The following is a 25,200-nucleotide window of genomic DNA, read 5'->3' as shown; positions in this document are numbered from 1 at the left end:
TCGGCTCAGCCGTCGATCACGGCGACGAGCTCGTCGAGGAACGACTCGAAGCTCGTGCCTCGACGCACGATGCGCTGCACGCTCTCCTGTTCGCTGAAGACCTCGACGAGCTGCTCGAACACGGTCTGGAATGCGGCGCGATCGTCTTCGCTGAACGCGGCGAGCGCGACCACGCGCACGCGTCCCTCTCCCCACGCGACTGAGCCCTCGGCGACTCCGATCGCGATCGCCGTCCTCGTCGCCGTCATCTGCAGGGCGTGCGGCACCGCGAGCGCGTCGGTGAACGCGGTCGATGACATCTGCTCCCGCAGGATCGTGTTCTCGACGTAGTCGTCACCGATCAGTCCGGCCTCGATCAAGAGGCCGCCGAGTCGGCGGATGATCGCCTCCTCGCCGTCATCGGGAAGCGGATAGACGTATGCGTCGGCGTGGAAGTACCGGGCGAGTTCGCCGCGAAGTCTCGTCAGCCGGCGTCCTCTCCGCACGCGGCCGGCCGCCTGCTGGATGCGATCGACGTCCGCGTCGCTCAGGAAGGGCTGGATGCGCACGAAGCGATCGGCGGCGAGTCCCGGCTCGATCGTGCTGAGCACGAGGTCCGTGCCGAGCGCCGACCAGTCCGGGTCCACGTTCGTCACCACGCTCGTGACCTCGATGGCCGACCCCAGCGAGCGGTCGACGCTCGAGCGCAGCAGCTCCTGAAGCTCGTGATACCCGGGGCAGACGATCGTCGCCGTGAGAATCGACTCGCCCTTCCGGCTCCGTTCCAGCCGCCCGCCGACGTGCATGGCGACGTAGGCGATCTCATCGTCGTGAATCGGCGTGCCGAGCCGGTCGTGCAGACCGCTGGCGATCGAGACGGCGACCTCGAAGATCATCGGATACGACGTCTTGAGCGATCGCGTGAGCGGGTTGCGCGTCAACGCGCTCTCCTCCGCGCGTCGCAGCAGGTTCTGCACGTGCAGGGCGAGTCGCAGCACGAAGGCTTCATCGACGAGGTCCACCTGATAGTCCTCTGCCGCCCGCATGATCTCCGCCCGCACAGCGGCCTCCACAGCCGGATCCACTCCGCTGCGGGCGACTTCGCGCGTCGCATCCTCCCCGGGGGCCACGATGCGCGTGAGCACGAGCGAGGCCAGGTGATCGCTGTCGCCCTCCCCCAGCGCGACGCCGAAGTGCTCGCCTGCGAGGCGAGCGATGACCGCGCCGACCCTCGGGATCTCCTGCCTGACGCTGGTGGGGCCTGCTTCGAGCGCGTGCCCGGCGGCGACCCTGTCCGCAGCGATCGCGATGTGCAGCAGCACGTCCGAGATCGCGAGCTCGTTCACGTAGTAGCCGAGTTCGCCCAGTTCACGCACCAACGCGGATTTGAACGGTCCGACCGCATGCGCGGCGACGGCATTCCCTGCCAGAGCCCGGCGGAACGTCTCGGGATGGAATGACGCGGCATCCATCTCATCGTGTGCAAGCCTGCTGAGCAGGCGCCGCTGGGCCGCCTCGTTGCCACGCAGCCGCACGGTCTCCCGATCGCGCTCCAGGGTGAGGTCGGTGCCGTCGAGCAGGCCGCGCACCCTCGCGAGGTCCGCCTCGAGCGTCGCCTCACTGACATGGAGCTCTTCGGCCGTTTCGAAGACGTCGATGCCAGCCGGCAGATCGAGCAGCGTGCGCACCAGTGCATGCATCCGGTCCCGAGGCGCGGATTCCCGTGCCTGACGGCTGCGCAGAGCGTCCAGCGCACCGGGACCTGCGCGATATCCGGCAGGGCCGGATTCGACAGCGTCCGCGTCGCGGGTACGGCCGTTCAGCGCCGAGACGTAAGAGCGGATGCTGCGCGGAGTGACGCCCATCAGATCGGCGAGGCTTCCGGCCGTCGACCAGGTCTCCTGGCGCAGCAGCGAGGTCAGGAGCAGGTCCTGGCGCTGCCGCGACATCGTCCCTCCTCTTCCCTCACGTGCTGACCGCACTGTCCTGACGTGCCTCCATGATGACAGCAAGCCGCAGCCCCCGGGGCGGAGGCGGGGTTCCGCAGGGGCGGAAAGGAACCTGTTGGCGCACCATCGGCCTCGTTTCCCAGACTGTTCTCAGGAAGGTGGCATCGATGAAGATCCTCGTGGTGTGCGGCGCCGGCGCGTCGAGCACGTTCGTCGCTCAGCGACTCCGAAGGGCCGCAGTCGCGGCGGGTCTCGATTGGGACGCGTCCGCGGGCATGGAGCACACCGTTGCCCCCGGCGGCCACGACCTCGTCCTCGTCGGGCCTCACCTCGCCGACCGTCTGTCCGCAGTTCGCAACCGCGCTCAGGCACCGGTCGTCCTCCTTCCCGCCGATGTCTTCGCCGATCGCGACGGCGTGCGCACACTCGCACTCGCCCAGGCGGCCATCGCCGCTGCCAGGCACACCACGAAAGGAACAACCATGACCGCTGTACGCACCGTCAGGATCGGCTCCTCACATGGGCTGCACGCCCGCCCCGCGAAGCTCTTCGCGCAGGCCGCCAAGGACGCGGGGATTCCCGTGACGATCGCGAAGGACTCGGGGAAGGCCGTCAACGCCGCCAGCATCCTCGGCGTGATCTCCCTGGCCGTCGAACACGGCGACTACGTCACCCTGACGGCGGATGGCGACGGCGCGGAAGGCGTGCTGGACATCCTGACCGAGCTTCTCACGACGGACCACGACCAGGCCGCTGCCGAATGAGCGAGCTCCGCGGGGTCGGAATCGGTCTGGGCGTCGCGCAGGGTCCGGTGGTGCGGATGGCGGAGGCCCTGGCCGCACCGGAGAACGTGCCGAGCGGCGTCGGTGCGGAATCGGAGCGTGCGCGAGCGAGGGATGCCGTCGCGATCGTCGCACGAGAACTCAACGAGCGCGGCGAGACGGCAGGCGGCTCCGCCCAGGAGGTGCTCGAGGCTCAGGCGATGATCGCCGAGGACCCCACACTCCAGGACGAGGTCGACAGCCGGATCGATGCGGGGGCGACCGCGGAGTGGGCTGTGCACGACGCCTTTGCCGGCTTCCGAGCCACCCTCGAGGCCGTCGGCGGCTACCTCGGTGAGCGCGCCGCCGACCTCGACGACATCGCACAGCGGGTGCTCGCCCATCTGCGCGGTGTCGCAGCTCCCGGTGTCCCCGATCCCGGACATCCCTTCGTCCTGGTCGCCCGTGACCTGGCGCCCGCCGACACCGCCCTCCTGAAGCTGGATCAGGTTCTCGCTCTGGTGACCTCCGACGGGGGCCCGACCTCGCACACCGCGATCCTGGCGCGGGAGAAGGGCATCGTCGCGATCGTCGGCGCTGCGGACGCCGCGCACCTGCAGACGGGGAGCGTCGTGATCGTGGATGCTGCTGCCGGGGTGGTCACCGTCGATCCGACCGATGCGGAGCGGGCTCGCGCCGCCGAGCGGGCCAGTGAACGAGCATCTGCCGAGACGCTGCCCCCCACTCCCGGCATGCTGGCCGACGGCACGCCGGTCGCCCTGCTCGCGAATCTCGGCAAGCCGGCCGATGCGGCGGACGCCGTCGCCCGCGGGGCCGAGGGCGTCGGACTGTTCCGCACCGAGTTCCTGTTCCTGTCCGCCTCGCAGGCACCGACGATCGAACAGCAGCGGGGGTCCTATCGCGAGCTCCTGGCCGCTTTCCCCGGCAAGAAGGTCGTCGTGCGGATGCTGGATGCCGGCGCCGACAAGCCGCTGGCATTCCTCAACGACGCGCACGAGGAGAACCCCGCCCTCGGCCTGCGCGGACTTCGCGCCCTGCGCGCGAGTGAAGACATCCTGCGCGAACAGCTCACGGCTCTCGCCGAGGCCGACGCGCTGACCGACGCCGATCTGTGGGTGATGGCTCCGATGGTGACCACCGTCGAGGAGACCGAGTACTTCACGACGCTCGCCCGTGAATACGGGCTGAAGACGGCCGGCGTCATGGTCGAGGTCCCCGCGAGCGCTCTGCTCGCCGATCGCGTACTCGCCCATGCGGACTTCGCTTCGATCGGCACCAACGATCTGACGCAGTACACGATGGCCGCCGATCGGATGCTCGGCTCCGTGGCCGGCTTCCAGGACCCCTGGCACCCCGCAGTGCTCCGGCTCGTCCGTGAAGTCGGTGATGCCGGTGCCCGCGCCGGCAAACCGGTCGGCATCTGCGGCGAGGCGGCTGCCGATCCGCTGCTCGCCGTCGTCCTCATCGGGCTCGGCGCCACGAGCCTGTCGATGGCTCCCTCGGCGCTGGCGGACGTCCGCCAGGTGCTTTCCACACGCACCCTCGACGAGGCCAGGAGTCTCGCCGAGATCGCTCTGGCCGCAGATGACGCCGCCGGCGCCCGCAACGCCGTGGCCGCGGCTGCGACTGCCCTCCCTTCCCACCCGAACTCACACGAGAAAGAGACGACATCATGACGACGACGTCAGCAACCGCCACCAGAGCGAGTGGCCTCCGAACGGGAGTGCAGCGCTTCGGCACGTTCCTGTCCGGCATGATCATGCCCAACATCGCGGCGTTCATCGCCTGGGGCTTCATCACCATGCTGTTCATCCCCGCCGGATTCTTCGGTGCGAACAGTCCCTTCGGCTGGCACTGGGCCCCGATCGCCGAGATCATCGGCGGCGGCGGCGACTCCGCCACCATCGGCTGGCAGGGCGCCATGACGGCCGTGGCCGAGGGCGATGGGGGCAACTTCTTCGCGTACGTCGGACTGGTCGGCCCGATGGTCACCTACCTGCTGCCGCTCCTGATCGCCAACACCGCCGGTCGCATGGTCTACGGCGAACGGGGCGGCGTCGTCGCCACCATCGCGACGATGGGTGTGATCGTCGGAACGAACATCCCCATGTTCCTCGGTGCCATGATCATGGGACCGCTCGCGGCATGGATCACGAAGCAGATGGATCGGCTCTGGGACGGACGGATCCGCCCCGGCTTCGAGATGCTCGTGAACAACTTCTCCGCCGGAATCCTCGGTATGATCCTGGCGATCGTCGGCTTCTTCGCCTTCGGCCCGGTGATGCTCGGCATCAGCGCCGTTCTCGGTGCAGCGGTCGATTGGCTGGTCACGCTGCAGCTGCTGCCGCTGGTGTCGATCATCGTCGAACCGGCGAAGGTGCTGTTCCTGAACAACGCCATCAACCACGGCGTCTTCACGCCCCTGGGCATCGAGCAGGCCACGGAGACCGGCAAGTCGATCCTCTTCCTCATCGAGGCGAACCCCGGCCCCGGACTCGGCCTGCTGCTCGCCTTCACGTTCTTCGGAGTGGGCGTGGCCAAGGCCTCGGCACCGGGAGCGGCGATCATCCAGTTCTTCGGCGGCATCCACGAGATCTATTTCCCGTATGCGCTGAGCAAGCCGACCACGATCCTCGCACTGATCGCCGGCGGAGCGTCGGGTGTCACCACGAACATGCTCCTCGGAGGCGGCCTGGCGTTCCCCGCCGCACCGGGAAGCATCATCGCCGTGACGGCGGCCGCCGTCGGTCCCGGCGTCGGCAACCTCGTGGTCGTCTACCTGTCTGTCGCCATCGCCGCCACTGTGACGTTCCTGATCACCGCCGTGATCCTGCGGGGCTCTCGCAGACGCGACCTCGCTGCCGAGGGCGACACCTTCGGCGCCGCGATCGCGCAGACCGAAGCGAACAAGGGCAAGTCGTCGGCGGCGATGGACGCGCTGCGCGGCTCCGCGGCATCCGCTGCTCCCGCAGCAGCCGCGACCGGGGCACCCATCACGACGGCCACCGCTTCGATCTCGCACATCGTGTTCGCCTGCGATGCGGGCATGGGGTCCTCCGCGATGGGCGCGAGCGTGCTGCGCAACAAGTTCAAGAAGGCGGGCGTCGAGGGCGTCACGGTCACGAACCAGGCGATCGCGAATCTGGACGGCACCGCCGATGTGGTGATCACCCAGCAGCAGCTGACCGATCGCGCCAAGGCCCAGTCGCCGAACTCGACCCACGTCTCGGTCGACAACTTCATGAATGCCCCGCAATACGAAGAGGTCGTCGAAATGGTCCGCCGACAGCGAGAGGAAGCATGATGAGCGTTCTCACCATCGATCAGATCCGTATCCACACGGGAGGCGCCACGCAGGAGGCCGCCCTCCAGGAGGCGACCGACATCCTCGTCTCAGCGGGTGCTGTGGCGCCGGCGTATGTCGACGCGATGCGTCAGCGCGAAGACACCGTCTCCACGTATATGGGCAACGGACTCGCCATCCCGCACGGCACCAACGAGACCAAGGAACTGATCCTTGCGTCGGCACTGTCCGTCGTGCGCTACGACGGCGGCGTCGACTGGGCCGGCGATCCGGTGACGTTCGTCATCGGCATCGCCGGGCGCGGCGACGAACATCTGGAGATCCTGTCCCAGATCGCGATCATCTTCTCCGACGATGACGAGGTCGCCAAGCTCGCCGCGGCGCAGACTCCCGAGGAGCTCCATGCTCTGCTCGCGGATGTGAACGGGTGATGAAGGCGGTCCACTTCGGTGCGGGCAACATCGGCCGTGGGTTCGTCGGCCTGCTGCTGCACGAAGGCGGGTACGAGGTCGTCTTCTCCGACGTCGCCGACGCCCTGGTCGACGCGATCAACGACGTCGACAGCTATACCGTGCACGAGGCGGGACCCGGTGGGGTCGATCATGTCGTCACCGGGTTCCGTGCGGTGAACAGCCGGGTGCACCCGGACGCGACAGTCGAGGAGATCGCCACGGCGGACGTCGTCACCACCGCGGTCGGCCCGACCGTGCTGCGCTTCGTGGCACCGGCGATCGTCGCCGGACTCGCGAAGCGCTCCCCCGACTCCGCGCCGCTGCAGGTGATGGCGTGCGAGAACGCGATCGGCGCCACTGACACGCTGCGTGCCGAGATCGAGAAGGCGGCGGGAGCGGAGGCGCCGGCGCTCCTCGCCCGCGCGGTGTTCGCGAACACGGCGGTCGACCGGATCGTGCCGGCGCAGCCGGCCGGTTCCGGCGTGGACGTCACCGTCGAGCCGTACTTCGAATGGGCGATCGAGTCCGCACCGTTCGCCGGAGCGCTGCCGAGCATCCCTGGGGCGCATTTCGTCGATGAGCTCGGACCGTTCATCGAACGCAAGCTGTTCACCGTGAACACCGGGCATGCCGCCACCGCCTATTTCGGCGCTCGAGCCGGAATCGAGCGGATCTCAGATGCTCTCGCCGACCCGCAGATCGCCGCTCAGGTGTCGGCCGCGCTGGAGGAGACCTCGGCGGTGCTCGTCGCCGAACACGGACTGGATCCGGCCGAACTTGCTGGATATCGGACGAAGATCCTCGACCGGTTCCGCAATCCGGCGCTCGTCGACACCGTGCAGCGGGTCGGCCGCCAGCCGCTGCGCAAGCTGTCGCGTCACGAGCGGTTCATCGGTCCCGCATCGATGGCGGCGGAGCGCGAACTCCCGACCGTCGCGCTGGTGGCGGCGGTGGCCGCGGCACTCGACTTCGACGACGCCCAGGATGAGCAGTCCATGGAACTTCAGCAGAAGTTGCGGTCGCTCGATGCGATCGGGTTCGTGACCGATGTCACCGGACTCGATCCGGAGCATCCGCTGTTCCCCTCGATCCGGGACGCCGTCGCCGCGCGCCAGGAGGTTCTCCGCTCCTGAGCGCCCGCGCCCCGGTGCGGCTGCCGCTAGCATCGGTCACAAGCACGATCGAGCATTTCGAGGTCGAGCACAGCGTCGTGCGGGGAGCGGTATGAACAGATACGCCGTCATCGGTGCCGGGCCCTCGGGACTCGCCGCGGCCAGGGCGCTGCAGAAGCAGGGCATCGAGGTCGATGGCTACGAGGCGTCGCATGATGTCGGCGGCCTCTGGGACATCACGAATCCGCGCAGCACGATGTACGAATCCGCGCATCTGATCTCCTCCCGCACGACGACCGAGTTCGCCGAGTACCCGATGACGAGCACGGCGGACTATCCGAGCCATCGGGAGCTGCTCACCTACTTCCAGGACTACGCCTCCCACTTCGGACTCACGCCGCTCTTCCGATTCGACACCCGAGTGACGCGCCTGGAACCGCGGGACGACGGGTGGGATCTGACCGCCGAAGGTCCGGACGGCGCGAAGACCCGGTGGTACGCCGGCGTGATCCTCGCGAACGGCACCCTGGCCGAGCCGAGCGTTCCCGCGTTCCCCGGCCGCTTCTCCGGCGCGCTGATGCACACGAGCAACTACACGTCCGCGCTCCAGCTGACCGGCAAACGCGTACTCGTGGTGGGAGCGGGGAACTCGGGGTGCGACATCGCCGTGGATGCCGTGCACCACGCGACGTCCGTCGACATGAGCGTGCGCCGCGGCTACTACTTCGTGCCGCGCTACCTGTTCGGCCGCCCGAGCGACACACTCAATCGGGGCCGTCCGCTTCCCGCACGGCTCAAGCAGGCAGTCGATTCGCGAGTACTCCGGGCATTCACCGGCGATCCGGTGCGGTTCGGATTCCCGAAGCCGGACTACCGGATCTACGAGTCGCACCCGATCGTGAACACGCTGGTCCTGCATCATCTCGGTCAGGGCGATCTGCGCATCCGCCCGGATATCGACCGTCTCGAGGAGAAGACCGTGCACTTCCGCGACGGGAGCACAGGCGAGTACGATCTGGTGCTTCTGGCCACCGGTTACCGGCTCGATTACCCCTTCGTCGACCGGGAGCATCTGCATTGGCAGGGGGCTGCGCCTCGGCTGTTCCTGAACATGTTCCCCGCGTCATTCAACGGTCTCTACGTCGTGGGCATGATCGAGGCGTCCGGGATCGGTTGGCAGGGCCGCGCCGAACAGGCCGATCTCCTGGCCGGTTATCTCGCGGCGGTGGAGAGGGCGCCGGACCGAGCCCGTCGATTCCGGGAACGGGTCACCGGAGAGCCCTGGCCCGACCTCACCGGAGGCTACCGCTACCTCCGGCTCGATCGGATGGCTCACTACGTGAACAAGGACGCCTACCGTGCCGCGGTCCGACAGGAGAATCGGGGGTTGGACTCGCGCTGAGGTCAGCCCAGGATCGGGTCCAAGAGCGGGTGCAGGTGCCGGCTCCCCAGCACGACCGACGCCGATCGCGCCCCCGCCTCGAGCGACTCCGGCACCGAACACCCGGAAAGCCGCGCGTCCAGGACACCGGCGAAGAATGCGTCACCGGCGCCGTTCGTGTCGATGACCGGCACCGGGACGGCGCTGACGCGATGCACAGTGCCCTCGACATCCACCCCGACCGCGCCCTCAGCGCCGAGCGTGCACACCGCGAGCGTCGCACCGCCGTCGATGCAGGCGCGCAGGAATCCGACGGGATCGGCCAGTCGATCGGCATTGCAGAACACGGCATCCGCCGCATCGAGAAACGGCCGGTGGTACTCGGCCTCGCCGTCGTAGTCGTGCACGTCGACCCAGATCGGTCGCCCGGTCTGGCGCGCAGCGGGCAGCAGACGCAACGGTTCGGCTGCGAGATCGAGCACGATGGCGTCGGAATCCAACATCATCGGCGTCAGCGCCGCGTCGTTCGACCCGGTCTGAGCGGATGGAGTGGACAGGTACAGCGAGACGCGTCCGCCCGTCCTCGTCATCAGGTTGAGGTGGCGTTCGGTGATGTCGCTGTGTCCCCACTCCACCGGCACCCCTGCCGCCTGCAGCGCTTCGCGCACGTGCGTACCGGCAGCGTCGACGCCCGCGAAGGCGTACAGCAGGCTCGACCGACCAAGAGCGGTCAGGCTCAATGCCTTCCCGGCACTCGTGCCGCCGACCGTCTCCCACGTCTCCTCGGCGAACTGCATGTGCGGAACGGGTTCCGGCAGACGATCGAGTACGACGATCGAGTTCCACGAAGCGGGGCCGGCGATGAAGACGGAGGGCGAGGTCACCCCCTCATCTTCGCGCAGTCCCGCGCGCGTCGAGATCAGCCGATGCGGTTGATCAACGAGTCCAGGCCCATCCCGTAGTCGATGCGGACCACGGGCAACGCGAACTTGTCCGTGCCGATCCCTACGGTTCCCGGTTCGATCGTGCGCGCCATCTCGTAACCGGCCTGCGCGACCCCCTGCTTGGAGGTGTCGTTGTAATGGCCGAACGGGTAGGCGATGACCTCACGGACTCCGAGGATGTCGCCGGACGCGTTCAGATCCGCGGCGATCTCGTCGGCCGACCAGTTCACCATCCGCCCCTTGCCGTTGTCTCCGGCCTGATGCATGTCGTGCGTGTGCGAGCGGCGCAGCACATACGTGGACGGCGGCGGATCCTGACGGTACGCGGTGATCATGAACGAGGTGGTCAGCAATTTGTACTTGTCCACCACGGGCACCGCGAGGTCGAACCAGGTCTGATCCGCGTCGTCGTCCGTGATGATCACCGAACGGGCGGGCAGGAACAGTCGTCCGTCGATGAACGCGCTGAGCTCATCCCACGTCGGCAGGTAGAACCCGGTGGTCGCGATGTGGTTCATCTGCGCGTCGAAGTCGCCGATGTACGCGTAGTTGCCCCGGAGCCAGCCTTCCTCCCCTTCCGGATTGGTCGTGAACTGGTGATACATCAGGATCGGGACCTGAGCGTTCTCGGCGACGTTCTCGTCGGGGGTCTTCCACGCGGCGTGCAGCTCGATCTGCTGTTCGACGCAGGCGACGGGGTCGGCGCCGTTGATGCGACCGGCGACCGTGAACGCCGCGGCATCCTCCGGGGTCGCGTACCAGCCGGCGAAGACCCGACCATCCGCATCGGGGATCGGCAGTGCCTGGTACAGGCCGTTCTGCGACTGCAGCGCGGGTTCGAGCGCGATACCGTCTCCGGCGAAGCTGACAGCGCACGCCATCGGATCGTCGGCGTCGGCGAGCAACTGCTCGGCCGGTGACAGCGGCTTCTGGGTCGGCGTGGGCGGGGGCTTTGCGCCTTCGTCGGTCGCGGCCGGCGGCTGGTCCGCCGCACGGTTGAACCAGAGCGCGGCTGCGGTCGCGCCCCCACCGATCAGAACGACGGCCGCGACGATGAGCGTGATGGCTCGGCGTCGACGCTGAAGTCGCGACCTCATCAGACCTCGAACCCCTCCGCGATCATCTCGACGAGCTCTTCGCGCTCCTCGACGGGGAGGAACGTCGCCGCTGCGGCGTTGAACTGGAACGTCTCGAGGTCGTCGAGGTCGTACTCGAACGCCTCGACGAGCAGAGCGAGCTCTCGAGTCAGCGACGTGCCGCTCATGGTGCGGTTGTCGACATTGACCGTGACGGCGAAGCCCAGCTGGTACAGCAGATCGAAGGGGTGGTCGGCGAGCTCGGTACCCCAGGCCGCGATCGCGCCGGTCTGCAGGTTCGAAGACGGCGAGAGCTCCAGTGGGATCTCCCGATCGCGGACCCAGCGGGCGAGGTCGCCGAACTGCACCTGCACCTCGTCGCCCTCCTGCGTGATCACCTGCAGGTCTTCGGCGATGCGGACGCCGTGACCGAGGCGCAAGGCCCGTCCGTCGATCAGCGCGGAACGGATCGAGGCGAGACCGGCAGCCTCACCCGCGTGCACCGTCACCGGGAAGAAGTTCTCGGCGAGATAGTCGAAGGCAGCTCGGTGATTCGACGCCGGGAAGCCGTCTTCGGGGCCGGCGATGTCGAAGCCGACGGCGCCGCGTCCGCGGAAGGCGACCGCGAGCTCGGCGATCTCCCGTGCGCGATCGGTGTGCCGCATCGCGGTGATCAGCTGGCCGACGCGGATGCTGCTGCCGGCGCGGTCTGCGGCATCCTCGCCCTCCTCGATCCCTTGCTGCACCGCCTCGACCGTCTGCTCGAGCGAGAGCCCACCGGACAGGTGCTGCTCGGGGGCCCAGCGGACCTCCCCGTAGATCACGCCATCCGCGGCGAGATCCTGGACGAACTCGCGGGCGACCCGGGTCAGCCCCTCCTGCGTCTGCATGACGGCGGTCGTCAGGTCGAAGGTCTTCAGGTACTCGACGAGCGAGCCGGAATCGCTCTGCTTCGTGAACCACTTCCCCAGCGCCGCCGGCTTCGTCTCGGGGACGTCGATTCCCGCGGCATCCGCCAGCTCGATGATCGTCGCCGGACGCAGGGCGCCGTCGAGGTGGTCGTGCAGCGACACCTTGGGAAGGCTTCGCAGCGAGGTCCCCTGAATGGTGACGTCGCCGTTCGGATCGATCGACATGGAATGTACCCCTTCGTTTCCGGTCTTTGAGCGCACCGCAGGCAGACGGAATGCACCGTCGGACCTGAGATTCAGACTACGCGGTGATCCGCTCCCGAACGAGCGGCCCCGATGCCCTCACCGAGGCCTCGTCACCGATCTCCCAGGCACCCTCGACCGCCTCGAGAGCGCGCGGGAAGCGAGCCTCGTCTGCGGCGGAGAGAGTGAACAGCGGCTGACCTGCCACGACGCGCTCCCCAGGCTTCGCATGCAGGTCGATACCCGCCTCGAAGATCACCGGGTCCTCTGCGCGCGCACGGCCGGCGCCGAGACGCCATGCCGCGATCCCGAAGGGCAGTGCGTCCAGACGCGTCATCACGCCATCGGCCGAGGCTGTGACGACATGGGTCTCGCGCGCGGTCGGCAGCGGAGCATCCGGATCGCCGTCCTGCGCGCGGATCATCGCCTTCCAGCTGTCCATCGCGCGGCCGTCGTCGAGAGCCGCCTCGACGTCGGCATCCGGCTGACCTGCCAGGGCGAGCATCTCCCTGGCCAGCGCGAGCGTCAGCTCGCGGACGTCGGCCGGCCCGCCACCGGCGAGGATCTCCACCGACTCGCGGACCTCGTTCGCGTTGCCGATCGCGAGCCCGAGCGGCACGTTCATGTCTGTGAGGAGCGCCGTGGTGGCGACACCGGAGTCCGTGCCGAGCGCGACCATGGTGCGGGCCAATTCGCGGGCGCGGTCGATGTCCTGCATGAACGCGCCGGATCCGAATTTCACGTCGAGCACGAGAGCATCCGTGCCCTCTGCGATCTTCTTCGACATGATGCTCGACGCGATCAGCGGGATCGCCTCGACCGTGCCGGTCACGTCGCGCAGCGCGTAGAGCTTCTTGTCGGCCGGCGCGAGGCCGGAGCCGGCCGCGCAGATCACGGCGCCGACGTCGCCCTGCATCTGCGCGAACATCTCCTCGTTGGAAAGCGCCGCGCGCCAGCCGGGGATCGACTCCAGCTTGTCGAGCGTGCCACCGGTGTGACCGAGGCCACGACCGCTCAGCTGCGGCACCGCGACGCCGAACACGGCGACGAGCGGCGCGAGCGGCAGGGTGATCTTGTCGCCGACGCCACCGGTGGAGTGCTTGTCGACGGTCTTCTTGCCGAGGGATGCGAAGCTCATCCGCTCCCCCGAAGCGATCATCGCGTCGGTGAGCACCCGGATCTCGTCGCGCTCCATGCCGCGCTGGAAGACGGCCATCGCGAACGATGCCATCTGCGCGTCGGACACGTATCCGCGGGTGTAGGCGTCGACCATCCATCGCAGCGCCGGCTCGGCGACGACGCCGCCGTCGCGCTTGGCACGGATGACGTCCACCGCGTCGTAGGGCTCAACGCTCATCGTGCGTCCTCCAGGTCTCGGGGGCCGAACGCGTCCGGCAGCACCTCGTCGATCGTGCGGATGCCGGAGACGGTCTCCAGCAGCATCCCGGGCATCGCGTGCTCGAACAGCAGCTGACGGCAGCGGCCGCACGGCATGATCGTCTGCCCGTCGTTGTTGACGCACACGAAGGCGACCAGCTGGCCGCCGCCGGACATGTGCAGGTCGCCGACCAAGGCGCATTCCGCGCACAGGGTGACGCCGTAGGAGGCGTTCTCCACGTTGCAGCCGGCGACGATCCGTCCGTCGCCCACGAGCGCGGCGGCACCCACCTTGTAGCGCGAGTATGGCGCGTACGCCTTCTCCATCGCGTCGGTGGCGACCTGACGCAGCTCGTCCCAATCGATGTCTGTCATCACTATCCCTTGATGTACGGCTTGCCGTCGGCGGCGGGTGCGCGGACCTTGCCTGCGAATCCGACAACGGCGAGCACGGTCACCACGTACGGCAGCATCTTCATGAACTCACCGGGGATCGGGGATCCGAGATTGCTCAGCAGCGTCTCCAGGTTCATCGAGAACCCGAAGAGGATCGCCGCGAGCGTCGCCCTGATCGGATCCCAGCCGCCGAAGATCACCGCGGCGAGGGCGATGAAGCCGAGACCGTCCGTCATCTCCTTGTCGAAGGCTCCGACCGATCCGAGCGTGAAGTACGCACCGCCGATACCGGCGATGGAGCCGGCGAGCAGGAGGTTCCAGAAGCGCGTCGGGTTCACCTTGATGCCAACGGTGTCTGCCGCCTGCGGGTGCTCGCCGACCGCGCGGAGGCGGAGACCCCAGCGCGACCGGTAGAGCGCCCAGGCGACCAGCGGCACTGCGATGTACATGAGGTACACGATCAGCGTCTGGTTGAACAGCACCGGGCCGAGCACCGGAATCTCGTGGAGCAGCGGGATCGGGATCCTCGGCAGTCGCGGCGGCGTGTTGAACAGGGCCTCGTTCTGGCGCATCAGCGCACCGTGCAGGAAGCTCGTCAGTCCGGTGATGAGCACGTTGAGCACGACACCGACGATGACCTGATCGACGATGTAACGGATCGCGAAGAGGGCGAGCACGGCAGCCACGAGGGCGCCACCCACCATGGCCGCAATGATTCCGATGACGTAGCTCCCGGTCATCGACGCGACGAGTGCGGAACTGAAAGCCGCCAGCAGGAACTGCGCCTCGATCGCGACGTTCACGACACCGGCGCGCTCACCGATGACGCCGCCGAGGGCTCCGAAGATCAGCGGCACCGACAGCGAGACGGCGCCGAAGAGCAGTCCGGTGACGGGGACGAGACCGTCTGCGGCCGACCAGGTGAGGAACGCGAAGACGGCGACGAACGCGAACACGATCGGCAGCCAGAGGCCGACGCGCCGGTAGCCCATCACACGAACGGTCGCGTAGACGGCGAGGGCGACGAGGATGAGGGAGCTGACGAACACCGTCGGCCACGTCGGGACTCCGATGTCCGGCAATGCCAGCGAAGACGTGCGGTCCGCGAGGCGGAAGACGCTCGTGCCGCTTCGGCCCGCCGGGAGGGCGAGCAGAAGGAGAAGCACTGCGACGATGCCGAGCGAGATCGGCAGCTTGAAGCTGCGCTGGCGCACCGTCTCGCGAAGGATCGTGCCGTCGGCTGCGGTGGTGGCTGCGATGGCGCTCATGCGGCCACCTCCTTCTTCGCGCGACGCACGGGACGGGGCGATGCGCCCTCCTTCGGGAGGAAGAAGATCGCGCGGATCAGCGGGGGTGCCGCGATGAAGAGCACGATCAGCGCCTGCACGACGAGGACGATGTCGACCGGGATGTCCTGCGAGGTCTGCATCGTGAAACTGCCCGCCTTGAGCGCCCCGAACAGGATGCCGGCCCAGAGCACGCCCCACGCCCGGCTGCGGCCGAGGAGCGCGACGGTGATCGCGTCGAAGCCGATACCGGCATCGATTCCGGCCTCGAAACCGCTCGTGATCGTGCCCGACATCTGATTGACGCCGGCGAGTCCGGCCAGAGCGCCGGCGATGCCCATCGCGTAGACGATGGTGCGGCCGACGTTGACGCCGGCGGCCCGGGCGGCGTTGGGGTTCTCCCCCACCGCACGCATCCGGAACCCGAGGCTGGATCGCTCGATGAGCCACCACACGAAGACCACGGCGAGGATCGAGACCAGGAAGCCTGCGTTCACCGAGAGCGGTGCCGTGAACAGCAGCGGGAACTGCGCCGTCTCCGGCGTGGGCGGGGAGATCGGCTGCGATCCCCCTGGGCGCTGCAGCAGACCGGGCGTGGCCAGCAGCCAGGAGATGAAGTAGTACGCGATGAAGTTGAGCATGATCGTCAGGATCACCTCGTGCGCGCCCGTCTTCGCCTTGAGGAACCCGACGAGTCCACCCCAGACCATGCCGCCGAGAAGTCCGGCGATGATGGTCAGCGGGAGGTGGATGAAGATCGGGGCCTGCACGGTGAAAGCGACGACGGATGCCGCAGCGACGCCCATGAGCATCTGGCCCCGGCCACCGATGTTGAACAGGCCGACGCGGAACGCCAGCGCGACACCGAGGCCGGCCGCGATGAGCGGCGTGGCGAAGTTCAGGGTGTCGGTGATCGGCTTGATCGCGCGCAGGAAGTTCGGCGCGTTGTAGTTGTAGATCGCCCCGCGGAACAGTGCGGCGTAGGCGCCGGAGACCGCCTCCCAGATCGCGGCGAACGTGTCGCCCGGCTTCTGGAAGAAATACCCTGTCGCCCTCTGCACGTCCGGATTGGTCGCAGCGATGAGGACGCCGCCGATGAGCATCGCGAGGACGATCGCCAGCACGGCGCGAACGGCGCTTCCTCCGGCGATGTCGCGGATGACGGTGTTCTGCCGAGGCGCGGCCTCGACCTCTGTCTTCTTCTCGGCGACTCCACTCACGAGGCGACCTCCTTCTCCGCGGCGCCGGGCAACTCGCCGGCCATCATGAGTCCGAGCACCTCGCGCGGAGCATTACCCGGCACGATGCCGACGATGCCACCGCGGTACATGACCGCGATCCGGTCGGCGAGTGCCGATACCTCGTCGAGTTCCGTGGAGACCACGATGACCGGAACGCCGGAGTCCCTGGTCTCGACGATGCGCTCGTGCACGAATTCGATGGAACCGACGTCGATGCCCCTGGTCGGCTGCGATGCCACGAAGAGCTTCAGCTCGCGACTCAGTTCACGCGCGAGGACGACCTTCTGCTGGTTGCCGCCGGACAGACGCCCGGCGGCGGCATCCGGCCCCTGGGTGCGGATGTCGAACTCGTCGATCTGCTCTCTCGCGAAGGCGTCGAGAGCTTTGCGCTGGAGCGTGGCGACCCGGAAGAAGGGGGCGCCGTCGGAGGAGCGGTTGAGGATGAGGTTCTCGGCGACGCTGAACTCGCCGACCAGGCCGTCTTCCTTGCGGTCCTCGGGGACGAAGCCGACGCCCGCATCGATGACGCCCTGGACACTGCGGCCGAGCAGTTCTTCGCCGTCGAGGGTGATGCTGCCGGTGGCCTTGTGCTGCAGTCCGATGATCGCCTCGGTGAGCTCGGTCTGGCCGTTGCCCTGCACCCCGGCGATCGCGAGGATCTCGCCCGGTCGCACTTCGAAGCTCACGTCGTTGACGACGATCTGCCCCGCCTCGTCGATCACCCGAAGGCGATCGACCACGAGTCCGCCGCTGCGGAGGTTGGGCTCTCCCTTGCTCACGGTGAGCTCGACCGCGCGACCGACCATGAGCGCTGCCATCTCGGTGTTGGATGCGGTGGGGTCGGCCTCGCCGACGACCTTGCCGAGGCGGATGACCGTGATCTTGTCCGCCACTTCGCGGACCTCACGCAGTTTGTGGGTGATGAAGACGATCGCCGTGCCCTCATCGCGGAGCTGGCGCATGATGCCCATCAGCTCGTCGGTCTCCTGAGGGGTGAGTACCGCGGTCGGTTCGTCGAAGACCAGCACCTTGGCATCACGGGAGAGCGCCTTGATGATCTCGACGCGCTGCTGGACGCCGACCGGGAGGTCGCCGACGATGGCGTCCGGGTCGATCTCGAATCCGAAGCGCTGGCTGACGGCGCGCACGTGCGCGCGAGCAGCGGCCAGATCGAGTCGACCGGCGAAACCGGTCTTCTCGTGGCCGAGCATGACGTTCTCGGCGACGGTGAAGACGGGGATGAGCATGAAGTGCTGGTGCACCATGCCGATGCCCGCTGCCATCGCGTCGCCAGGACCGGCGAAGTGCTGCACCACGTCGTCGAGAAGGATCTCCCCCTCGTCGGCCGTGTACAGCCCGTAGAGGACGTTCATCAGCGTCGACTTCCCCGCGCCGTTCTCGCCGAGCAGGCAGTGGATCTGGCCCGGCTCGACGGTGAGGCTGATGTGGTCGTTCGCGACGAGGGAACCGAAGCGCTTGGTAATCCCACGGAGCTCAAGCTTCATAATCTCAATCTATCGATCAGAGGAGCGGCCGGACAGATGCTGAGCATCTGTCCGGCCGCGTCCTGTACTGCAGATTTCGGTTACGGCGATGCCGGCGACTCGACCTTGATCGAACCGTCGATGATGCCTTCCTGGATCGCCTTGAGCTCGTCGGCGAGTGCCGGGTCGACCTTGCTCTCGAAGTCATGGAACTCAGACAGCGAGACGCCGCCGTTCTCCAGCGTCCCGACGAACGGGGTGGCGTCGAAGTTGCCCTCGGCAGCCTCCATCACCGCGTCGTAGACCGCGACGTCCATACCCTTCATGATCGACACGAGGAGCAGGTCGCCGACGCTCGGGTCAGTGGTGAACACATCGGCGTCGACGCCCATCAGGGCGATGTTGCCGCCGGAGTCACGGATCGCCTGTGCAGCGGACTGGTAGATCGGACCGCCGACCGGCAGCAGCACATCGGCGCCCTGGTCGATGATGCCCTGAGCAACCTGCTTCGCCTTGTCGTTCGCGGCGAACTCGTCGGTGAACTGGCCCTCCTGCGAGGCGATGTCCCAGCCGACGACCTTGACGTCTTCGCTCTTCTCCTTGTTGAAGTGCTCGACGCCGAGCTGGAAGCCGTCCATGAAGATCGTCACCGGCGGGATCTTGGCGCCACCGAAGGTGCCGACCGTGCCGGACTCGGAGTACGACGCCGCGGCGTAACCGCCGAGGAACGCAGCCTGGGCGGTGTCGAAGACCAGGGGCTTGATGTTCGGAGCATCCGTCTCGCCGTCGAAGTCGGCGTCGGCCCAGTCGTCGATGATCGCGTACTGGATGTCGGGGTTCGCGGTCGCCGCCTCGATGGTCGGGGCGCTGAGCTTGAAGCCGACCGAGACGATGAACGTGCAGCCCTCGGACGCGAGCGCGTCGAGGTTGGACACGTAGTCGCTCGCCGACTTCGACTCGGTCTTGCTGACCTCGACACCGAGCTCGTCGGCGGCCTTGGTCAGACCTTCGAATCCGAGCTGGTTGAAGGACTTGTCGTCGAAGCCGCCCTCATCGGAGACCATGCATGGCTTGAAGTTGTCGACGGCGGGACCGGCGTCGCCACCATCGGGGGTTTCAGTGGGCGCCTGGCCGCAGCCTGCGAGTGCGAAGATGACGCCGGCGACTGCCGTCGCGCCAAGCAGCTTCTTGGTGGTGGAGATGGTCAACTCGTGCCTCCCTGAGCGAATCCGCGGCCATCGCGGATCGCTCAAAGTTACCCACTGTTTCAGGATTTGTGCACGCCCGAGGCAGAGCCGCTATCGAATGGTTACAAAGCTGAAACCAAGACAGCCGATGAGCATGTGGACATGCTCATCAGAGCACGTCGCCCCGACCGGTCAGCTTGAGCGACTCGACGACGCCCTTGACGCGCTGCGCGTGCTCCACCGTCGTCACCAGCAGGGCGTCCGGGGTGTCGACCACGACGATGTCCTGCACCCCGATGAGGCTGATCACCCGGGACGTCTGACTGACCAGGATGCCGCTCGCGGCGTCCGACAGCACGCGTGCGTTGGGGCCCAGGACGGCCAGGTCGTTCTTGCGGCCGTGCGTGATGAGCTTGGTGAGCGAGGCGAAGTCGCCGACGTCGTCCCAGTCGAAGTGACCGGGGATCACGGCGAGCCGTCCGAGCTCGGCGGCGGGTTCCGCCACGGCGTAGTCGATCGCGATCTTCTTCAGCCCCGGCCAGATCCGGTCGACCGCCGGCCCGCGGAGTTCGCGGTCGTCCCAGGCGTCGGCGAGCTCCTGCAGTCCGGCGTGCAACTCCGGCTCGTTGCGGGCGAGCTCCTCGAGCAGCACGCTCGCCTTCGCGATGAACATGCCGGCGTTCCAGAGGTAGTTGCGGTCGGCGATGTACTCCTTGGCCGTCTCCAGGTCGGGTTTCTCGACGAACCGCTCCACGAGAGCCGCCTCCGGAGCTCCGGATACGACCAGTTCCCCGGCCTTCTTGATGTATCCGAAACCGACGGACGGTTCCGTCGGCGGAATCCCGATGGTGCAGATGTAGCCCTCCCTGGCGACCTGCACCGCCTGCTGCACCGCCCACTCGAAGACCTGGGTTCCGCGGATCACATGATCGGCACTGAACGAGCCGATGATCACGTCGGGTTCACGACGATGCAGGATGGCGGCGGCGAGCCCGATCGCCGCCGCGGATTCCCTGGGCTCGGACTCGAGGAAGACATTGAGATCTGCGATCCCGGGAAGCTCGCCCTCGACGGCGGCGCGGTGGGCGCGACCGGTGACGACGGCGATCCGGTCGGGGCCGGCCAGCGGTTCGAGTCGATCCCACGTGTCGCGCAGGAGCGAGTGACCCGATCCGGTGAGATCGTGCAGGAACTTCGGCGCATCCGCGCGGGAGAGCGGCCACAGCCTGCTGCCGATGCCTCCGGCCGGAATCACCGCGTAGAAGTCTTCGATGGGCTCGGTCATCGGGCCAGCGTATCCTCCCTCGATACGTCTCGACGTCGAGACACTTAGGTTCCCCTTCGTCGCTCCAGGGCTTCCGGCGGGAATAGGATGGATCCCGATCGGGCGTGCCTGCGACATTACGGGCTCACACTTGGACAAGCGCAGCACGCGACCGAGTCACATCGATCCAGGGAGGACGACCGTGTCCACAAGCGCTCGCTTGACACCGTCGATTTCGGAAACCACTTCCAAGACCCCGCGCGGCACCCTCTACCGGGGCCGCGAAGGCATGTGGTCGTGGGTGCTTCATCGCATCACCGGAGTCGCCATCTTCTTCTTCCTATTGGTGCACGTGCTCGACACGGCGCTGATCAGGGTGTCGCCGGAGGCGTACAACGCCGTCATCGGCACGTACAAGAACCCGATCATGGCGCTCGGCGAGGTCGTCCTCGTCGCCGGCATCGTGTTCCACGCGATGAACGGCCTGCGCATCATCGCGGTCGACTTCTGGTCGAAGGGCGCGAAGTACCAGCGACAGCTGTTCTGGGGCGTGCTTCTCGTGTGGGGCATCATCATGGCCGGCTTCGTGCCGCGCCACCTGATGCTCGCTTTCGCCGCCTTCGGAGGAGGACACTGATGGCCACGCAGACCGTCGCAGCCCCGGCGCGCCGTCAGCGCGGCGTCAACCTGGAGAAGTGGGGCTGGCTCTTCATGCGCGGCTCCGGCGTCATCCTGGTCGTGCTCATCTTCGGGCACCTGTTCGTCAACCTGATGGTCGGCGAAGGCATCCACGCGCTGGACTTCGCCTTCATCGCCGGCAAGTTCGCCACGCCGTTCTGGCAGTGGTGGGACGTGCTGATGCTGTGGCTCGCGCTGCTGCACGGCGCGAACGGCATGCGCACGATCGTCAACGACTACGTGACGACCGAGAAGGTGCGCAAGGTCCTGGTCGGCGCGATCGTCCTCGCCGCCGGACTCCTGATCATCCTCGGCACCCTCGTCGTGTTCACGTTCGACCCGTGCCTGGGTGTGACCGAGGCGAGCTCGCTGTGGGACACCTGCCAGGCACTGGGCAAGTAGAAGAGAAGGCATACGAGAAGTGACTACTGAGACCCAGGATTCCGTCGTCCGCGACGGCGTGCACTACCACCAGTTCGACATCGTCATCGTCGGCGCCGGCGGCGCCGGGATGCGCGCGGCGATCGAGGCCGGCTCCGGCGCGAAGACCGCCGTGATCTCGAAGCTCTATCCGACGCGCTCGCACACGGGTGCCGCGCAGGGCGGCATGGCCGCCGCCCTCGCGAACGTCGAAGAGGACTCCTGGGAGTGGCACACCTTCGACACCGTCAAGGGCGGCGACTACCTGGTCGATCAGGATGCTGCGGAGATCCTCGCGAAGGAAGCCATCGACGCGGTCATCGACCTCGAGAACATGGGTCTTCCCTTCAACCGCACCCCCGAGGGCAAGATCGATCAGCGCCGCTTCGGCGGGCACACCGCAGAGCACGGCAAGACCCCGGTGCGCCGCGCGTGCTACGCCGCCGACCGCACCGGTCACATGATTCTGCAGACGCTGTTCCAGAACTGCGTCAAGCTCGGTATCAACTTCTTCAACGAGTTCTACGTGCTCGATCTGCTGACGGTGAAGGATGCCGACGGCAAGACCGAGATCTCGGGCGTCGTGGCCTACGACCTCTCCACCGGGGAGCTGCACGTGTTCCAGGCGAAGGCCGTGATCTTCGCGACGGGCGGCTTCGGCAAGATCTTCAAGACCACCTCCAACGCCCACACCCTCACCGGTGACGGCGTCGGAATCGTCTGGCGCAAGGGCCTCCCCCTCGAGGACCTCGAGTTCTTCCAGTTCCACCCGACCGGCCTCGCCGGTCTCGGCATCCTTCTCACCGAGGGAGCCCGCGGTGAGGGCGCGATCCTGCGCAACGCCTCCGGTGAGCGCTTCATGGAGCGCTACGCCCCCACCATCAAGGACCTCGCCCCGCGTGACATCGTCGCCCGTTGCATGGTCCAGGAGGTCGCAGAGGGCCGCGGCGCCGGACCGCACAAGGACTACGTGCTGCTGGACTGCACGCACCTGGGAGCCGAGGTCCTCGAGACCAAGCTCCCCGACATCACCGAGTTCGCCCGCACCTACCTGGGCGTCGACCCGGTGGTCGAGCCGGTCCCGGTGATGCCGACAGCGCACTACGCCATGGGCGGCATCCCCACGAACAACAACGCCGAGGTGCTGGCCGACAACACCACCGTCGTGCCGGGTCTGTACGCGGCCGGCGAGTGCGCGTGCGTCTCCGTGCACGGCGCGAACCGTCTCGGCACCAACTCGCTCCTGGACATCAACGTCTTCGGCAAGCGCGCCGGCCGTCAGGCCGTCGAATACGTCAAGACCGCCGAGTTCGTGCCGCTGCCGGAGGACCCGGCCGGTTTCGTCAAGGGCATGCTCGACGGCCTGCGCAACAACCAGGGCACCGAGCGCATCGCAGTGCTCCGCAAGGCGCTGCAGGACGAGATGGACAAGGGCGCGCAGGTGTTCCGCACCCACGACTCGCTCGAGCACGTCCTCGGCGTGATCAAGGAGCTGCGCGACCGCTACCGGAACGTGCACGTCGACGACAAGGGTCAGCGGTTCAACACCGACCTGCTCGAGGCCGTCGAGCTGGGGTTCCTCCTCGACATCGCCGAGGTCGTCGTCTACGCCGCACAGAACCGCCAAGAGAGCCGTGGCGGCCACATGCGCGACGACTTCCCGAACCGCAACGACGAGAAGTACATGCAGCACACGATGGCGTACCTGACCGGCGACGCGCACTCGTCCACGCCGAGCGACCACATCAAGCTGGACTGGAAGCCCGTCGTGTTCACCAAGAACGAGAAGGGCGAGTTGAACTACCCGCCCATGGAGAGGAAGTACTGAGCATGTCGAAAGCCATAGCCGACGCGCCCGCTGCGGATGCCCCCATCCAATCGTTCATCGTCACCTTCAACATCCGCCGATTCGACCCCGAGGTCGACGCGGAACCGCACTGGGTCGACTACGACGTGGAGCTCTACTCCACCGACCGTGTACTCGACGCCCTGCACAAGATCAAGTGGGAAGTCGACGGCTCGCTCACCTTCCGTCGCTCCTGTGCGCACGGCATCTGCGGCTCGGACGCGATGCGCATCAACGGTCGCAACCGTCTCGCCTGCAAGACCCTGATCAAGGACTTGGACATCTCCAAGCCGATCTACGTCGAGGCCATCAAGGGCCTCCCGCTGGAGAAGGACCTCGTCGTCGACATGGAGCCGTTCTTCGCGTCCTACCGCGAAGTTCAGCCGTTCCTCGTCGCCGGCTCCGTCCCCGAGAAGGGCAAGGAGCGCGTCCAGTCGATCGCCGACCGCGAGATCTTCGACGACACCACGAAGTGCATTCTGTGCGCGGCGTGCACGTCGTCGTGCCCGGTGTTCTGGACCGACGGCCAGTACTTCGGCCCGGCCGCGATCGTCAACGCGCACCGCTTCATCTTCGACTCGCGCGACGACAACGCCGCGGTGCGTCTCGACATCCTCAACGACAAAGAGGGCGTCTGGCGCTGCCGCACGACCTTCAACTGCTCCGAGGCATGCCCGCGCGGCATCGAGGTCACCAAGGCCATCGCCGAGGTCAAGCAGGCTGTGCTGCGCGGCGGTCGCTGAGCGTACGGCCGTGCGCGCCAGACACCTGAAGGAGCGCGTGATCGCGTCCTTTCCGGTGCGGGTCTGGCGGCACTTCCTGCGGCAGAACGGCTTCCTCCTCTCGGCGGGGATGAGCTATCAGGGTTTGTTCGCCCTGTTCGCGTTGCTCTACATCGCGTTCGCGGGCGCCGGCCTCTGGCTCGGCGGAAGCCCGCGCGCGATCCGCGCCCTCATCGATGGCGCGAACGCCTACATTCCCGGGCTGATCAGTAAGAACGGCGTCGCGTCCCCTGCCGAGGTCGAAGCGATCGCCCAGTCGACGACGGGCGTGCTCAGCGTGACCGGTGCCATCGCGGCGATCGTCGTGATCTGGTCCGCCACGACCGCCGTGACCTTCACCCGTCGCGCGATCCGCGACATCTTCGGACTCCCCTTCGATGCGCGCAACTTCCTGCTGCTGAAGCTCTGGGATCTCATCGCCGCAGCCGCGTTCGGGCTGTCGCTGCTTCTCGGATCGGCGCTCAGCGTGTTCGGGGTCTGGGCGCTCGCGCAGGCCGTCGAGGCCTTCGGCGGAGACGCGTCCCGGCCGATGTACGAGGTCGGCGTGCGGATATCGTCGATCCTCATCGCGTTCGCGATGGATGCCGCCGCTCTTGCGCTGCTGGTGCGCTACCTCACCGGAACATCGCTGCGCTGGCGGCGCGTCCTGCCCGGCGCACTGATCGGCGGCGGAGCTGTCGTCGTGCTGCAGCTCGGAGCAGGTCTGCTGTTGTCGCACACCCCCACGAACCCGCTCCTGGCGACCTTCGCCGTCGCCGTCGCGATCCTGCTCTGGTGCCGGGCGGTCTCGATCGTCGTCCTCGTCGCGGCGTCCTGGATCGCGGTCGGCGCCGCAGATCATGACCAGCCGCTGATGGCGAAGGCGGAGAGCATCACGCACGAGGACGAAGTGCAGGCGCTCGTGATCGCCGCACGGGTGCGCGTTCAGCGGACTCAGGAAGCTCTCGACGACGCCGCGTGGTGGCGAGCACCCCTCGTCTCCCATCGCCTGCGTCGTGCACGCACCGAATGGCGCAGAGCCCTCGAGGAGGCCGAGGAAGCGGGGGTCGCGGTGGTAGAGCCCCCGAGACGGAACGACGATGTCGGAGACGCTCGTTAGGCTTGAG

At 67.4% G+C, this 25,200-nt stretch carries 22 protein-coding genes and 1 pseudogene; 12 read left to right on the top strand and 11 right to left on the bottom strand.

The window, feature by feature from the left end; all coding sequences use genetic code 11:
- Positions 1-5: 5 nt before the first annotated feature.
- Complete coding sequence (locus MRBLWO13_RS11665) at positions 6-1,928, bottom strand: PTS sugar transporter subunit IIA (protein WP_341974165.1); 1,923 nt, start codon at positions 1,926-1,928, stop codon at positions 6-8.
- Positions 1,929-1,978: 50 nt separating this feature from the next.
- Between MRBLWO13_RS11665 and MRBLWO13_RS11660 the strand changes: the two are divergent.
- From MRBLWO13_RS11660 to MRBLWO13_RS11630, 7 genes and pseudogenes are all read left to right on the top strand, one after another.
- Positions 1,979-2,305: pseudogene (locus MRBLWO13_RS11660) on the top strand (hypothetical protein); the annotation flags it as partial.
- A 105-nt stretch (positions 2,306-2,410) separates the two neighbouring features.
- Entirely contained in the window at positions 2,411-2,692 is a 282-nt protein-coding gene (locus MRBLWO13_RS11655; RefSeq protein WP_341978366.1) for an HPr family phosphocarrier protein, read from the top strand.
- Positions 2,689-4,386: a phosphoenolpyruvate--protein phosphotransferase gene (gene ptsP / locus MRBLWO13_RS11650; RefSeq protein WP_341974164.1), complete on the top strand. Its 1,698-nt coding sequence runs from the start codon at positions 2,689-2,691 to the stop codon at positions 4,384-4,386. Before MRBLWO13_RS11655 ends, ptsP begins: the two co-directional genes overlap by 4 nt.
- A complete protein-coding gene (locus MRBLWO13_RS11645) occupies positions 4,383-6,014 on the top strand; it encodes a PTS mannitol transporter subunit IICB (protein WP_341974163.1) in 1,632 nt (543 codons plus the stop codon). Before ptsP ends, MRBLWO13_RS11645 begins: the two co-directional genes overlap by 4 nt.
- A complete protein-coding gene (locus MRBLWO13_RS11640; RefSeq protein ID WP_341974162.1) occupies positions 6,014-6,445 on the top strand; it encodes a PTS sugar transporter subunit IIA in 432 nt (143 codons plus the stop codon). The genes MRBLWO13_RS11645 and MRBLWO13_RS11640 overlap by 1 nt, the downstream gene beginning before the upstream one ends.
- Positions 6,445-7,599: a mannitol-1-phosphate 5-dehydrogenase gene (locus MRBLWO13_RS11635; RefSeq protein ID WP_341978364.1), complete on the top strand. Its 1,155-nt coding sequence runs from the start codon at positions 6,445-6,447 to the stop codon at positions 7,597-7,599. Before MRBLWO13_RS11640 ends, MRBLWO13_RS11635 begins: the two co-directional genes overlap by 1 nt.
- A gap of 91 nt (positions 7,600-7,690) precedes the next feature.
- Positions 7,691-8,980 carry an NAD(P)/FAD-dependent oxidoreductase gene (locus MRBLWO13_RS11630; protein WP_341974161.1) on the top strand — a complete coding sequence of 430 codons (1,290 nt, stop codon included), beginning with the start codon at positions 7,691-7,693 and terminating at the stop codon, positions 8,978-8,980.
- 2 nt (positions 8,981-8,982) lie between these two features.
- Here the strand turns inward: MRBLWO13_RS11630 and MRBLWO13_RS11625 are convergent, their stop codons facing one another.
- The 10 genes from MRBLWO13_RS11625 to MRBLWO13_RS11580 form a co-directional block, all read right to left on the bottom strand.
- Positions 8,983-9,843: a carbohydrate kinase family protein gene (locus MRBLWO13_RS11625; RefSeq protein ID WP_341974160.1), complete on the bottom strand. Its 861-nt coding sequence runs from the start codon at positions 9,841-9,843 to the stop codon at positions 8,983-8,985.
- A 35-nt stretch (positions 9,844-9,878) separates the two neighbouring features.
- Positions 9,879-11,000: a polysaccharide deacetylase family protein gene (locus tag MRBLWO13_RS11620; RefSeq protein WP_341974159.1), complete on the bottom strand. Its 1,122-nt coding sequence runs from the start codon at positions 10,998-11,000 to the stop codon at positions 9,879-9,881.
- On the bottom strand, positions 11,000-12,115 hold the full coding sequence (locus tag MRBLWO13_RS11615) for an adenosine deaminase (RefSeq protein ID WP_341974158.1): 1,116 nt from the start codon (positions 12,113-12,115) through the stop codon (positions 11,000-11,002). Before MRBLWO13_RS11615 ends, MRBLWO13_RS11620 begins: the two co-directional genes overlap by 1 nt.
- A gap of 76 nt (positions 12,116-12,191) precedes the next feature.
- Positions 12,192-13,490 carry a thymidine phosphorylase gene (locus MRBLWO13_RS11610; RefSeq protein WP_341974157.1) on the bottom strand — a complete coding sequence of 433 codons (1,299 nt, stop codon included), beginning with the start codon at positions 13,488-13,490 and terminating at the stop codon, positions 12,192-12,194.
- Positions 13,487-13,885 carry a cytidine deaminase gene (locus tag MRBLWO13_RS11605; RefSeq protein WP_341974156.1) on the bottom strand — a complete coding sequence of 133 codons (399 nt, stop codon included), beginning with the start codon at positions 13,883-13,885 and terminating at the stop codon, positions 13,487-13,489. The genes MRBLWO13_RS11610 and MRBLWO13_RS11605 overlap by 4 nt, the downstream gene beginning before the upstream one ends.
- 2 nt (positions 13,886-13,887) lie before the next feature.
- A complete protein-coding gene (locus tag MRBLWO13_RS11600; protein WP_341974155.1) occupies positions 13,888-15,174 on the bottom strand; it encodes an ABC transporter permease in 1,287 nt (428 codons plus the stop codon).
- Positions 15,171-16,412: an ABC transporter permease gene (locus tag MRBLWO13_RS11595; RefSeq protein WP_341974154.1), complete on the bottom strand. Its 1,242-nt coding sequence runs from the start codon at positions 16,410-16,412 to the stop codon at positions 15,171-15,173. The genes MRBLWO13_RS11600 and MRBLWO13_RS11595 overlap by 4 nt, the downstream gene beginning before the upstream one ends.
- Entirely contained in the window at positions 16,409-17,938 is a 1,530-nt protein-coding gene (locus MRBLWO13_RS11590) for an ABC transporter ATP-binding protein (RefSeq protein ID WP_341974153.1), read from the bottom strand. The genes MRBLWO13_RS11595 and MRBLWO13_RS11590 overlap by 4 nt, the downstream gene beginning before the upstream one ends.
- A gap of 80 nt (positions 17,939-18,018) precedes the next feature.
- On the bottom strand, positions 18,019-19,125 hold the full coding sequence (locus tag MRBLWO13_RS11585; RefSeq protein ID WP_341974152.1) for a BMP family ABC transporter substrate-binding protein: 1,107 nt from the start codon (positions 19,123-19,125) through the stop codon (positions 18,019-18,021).
- A 148-nt stretch (positions 19,126-19,273) separates the two neighbouring features.
- A complete protein-coding gene (locus MRBLWO13_RS11580) occupies positions 19,274-20,389 on the bottom strand; it encodes a mannose-1-phosphate guanylyltransferase (protein WP_341974151.1) in 1,116 nt (371 codons plus the stop codon).
- Between the two features lie 181 nt (positions 20,390-20,570).
- On the opposite strand from MRBLWO13_RS11580, the gene sdhC reads away from it, so the two are divergent.
- From sdhC to MRBLWO13_RS11555, 5 genes are read left to right on the top strand one after another with little or no spacing between them, the layout of a single operon-like run.
- Positions 20,571-21,005 carry a succinate dehydrogenase, cytochrome b556 subunit gene (sdhC, locus tag MRBLWO13_RS11575; protein ID WP_341974150.1) on the top strand — a complete coding sequence of 145 codons (435 nt, stop codon included), beginning with the start codon at positions 20,571-20,573 and terminating at the stop codon, positions 21,003-21,005.
- Positions 21,005-21,448: a succinate dehydrogenase hydrophobic membrane anchor subunit gene (locus tag MRBLWO13_RS11570; protein ID WP_341974149.1), complete on the top strand. Its 444-nt coding sequence runs from the start codon at positions 21,005-21,007 to the stop codon at positions 21,446-21,448. The genes sdhC and MRBLWO13_RS11570 overlap by 1 nt, the downstream gene beginning before the upstream one ends.
- 19 nt (positions 21,449-21,467) lie before the next feature.
- Positions 21,468-23,294, top strand: a complete 1,827-nt coding sequence (gene sdhA, locus MRBLWO13_RS11565) for a succinate dehydrogenase flavoprotein subunit (protein ID WP_341974148.1) — start codon at positions 21,468-21,470, stop codon at positions 23,292-23,294.
- Positions 23,295-23,296: 2 nt separating this feature from the next.
- On the top strand, positions 23,297-24,055 hold the full coding sequence (locus tag MRBLWO13_RS11560; RefSeq protein ID WP_341974147.1) for a succinate dehydrogenase iron-sulfur subunit: 759 nt from the start codon (positions 23,297-23,299) through the stop codon (positions 24,053-24,055).
- Between the two features lie 10 nt (positions 24,056-24,065).
- Complete coding sequence (locus MRBLWO13_RS11555; RefSeq protein ID WP_341974146.1) at positions 24,066-25,193, top strand: YihY/virulence factor BrkB family protein; 1,128 nt, start codon at positions 24,066-24,068, stop codon at positions 25,191-25,193.
- Positions 25,194-25,200 lie beyond the last annotated feature (7 nt).

The organism is Microbacterium sp. LWO13-1.2 (genome assembly GCF_038397725.1).
In the GTDB taxonomy this organism is placed as follows: Bacteria; Actinomycetota; Actinomycetes; order Actinomycetales; family Microbacteriaceae; genus Microbacterium.
This window is presented reverse-complemented; position numbering and strand designations above follow the sequence as displayed.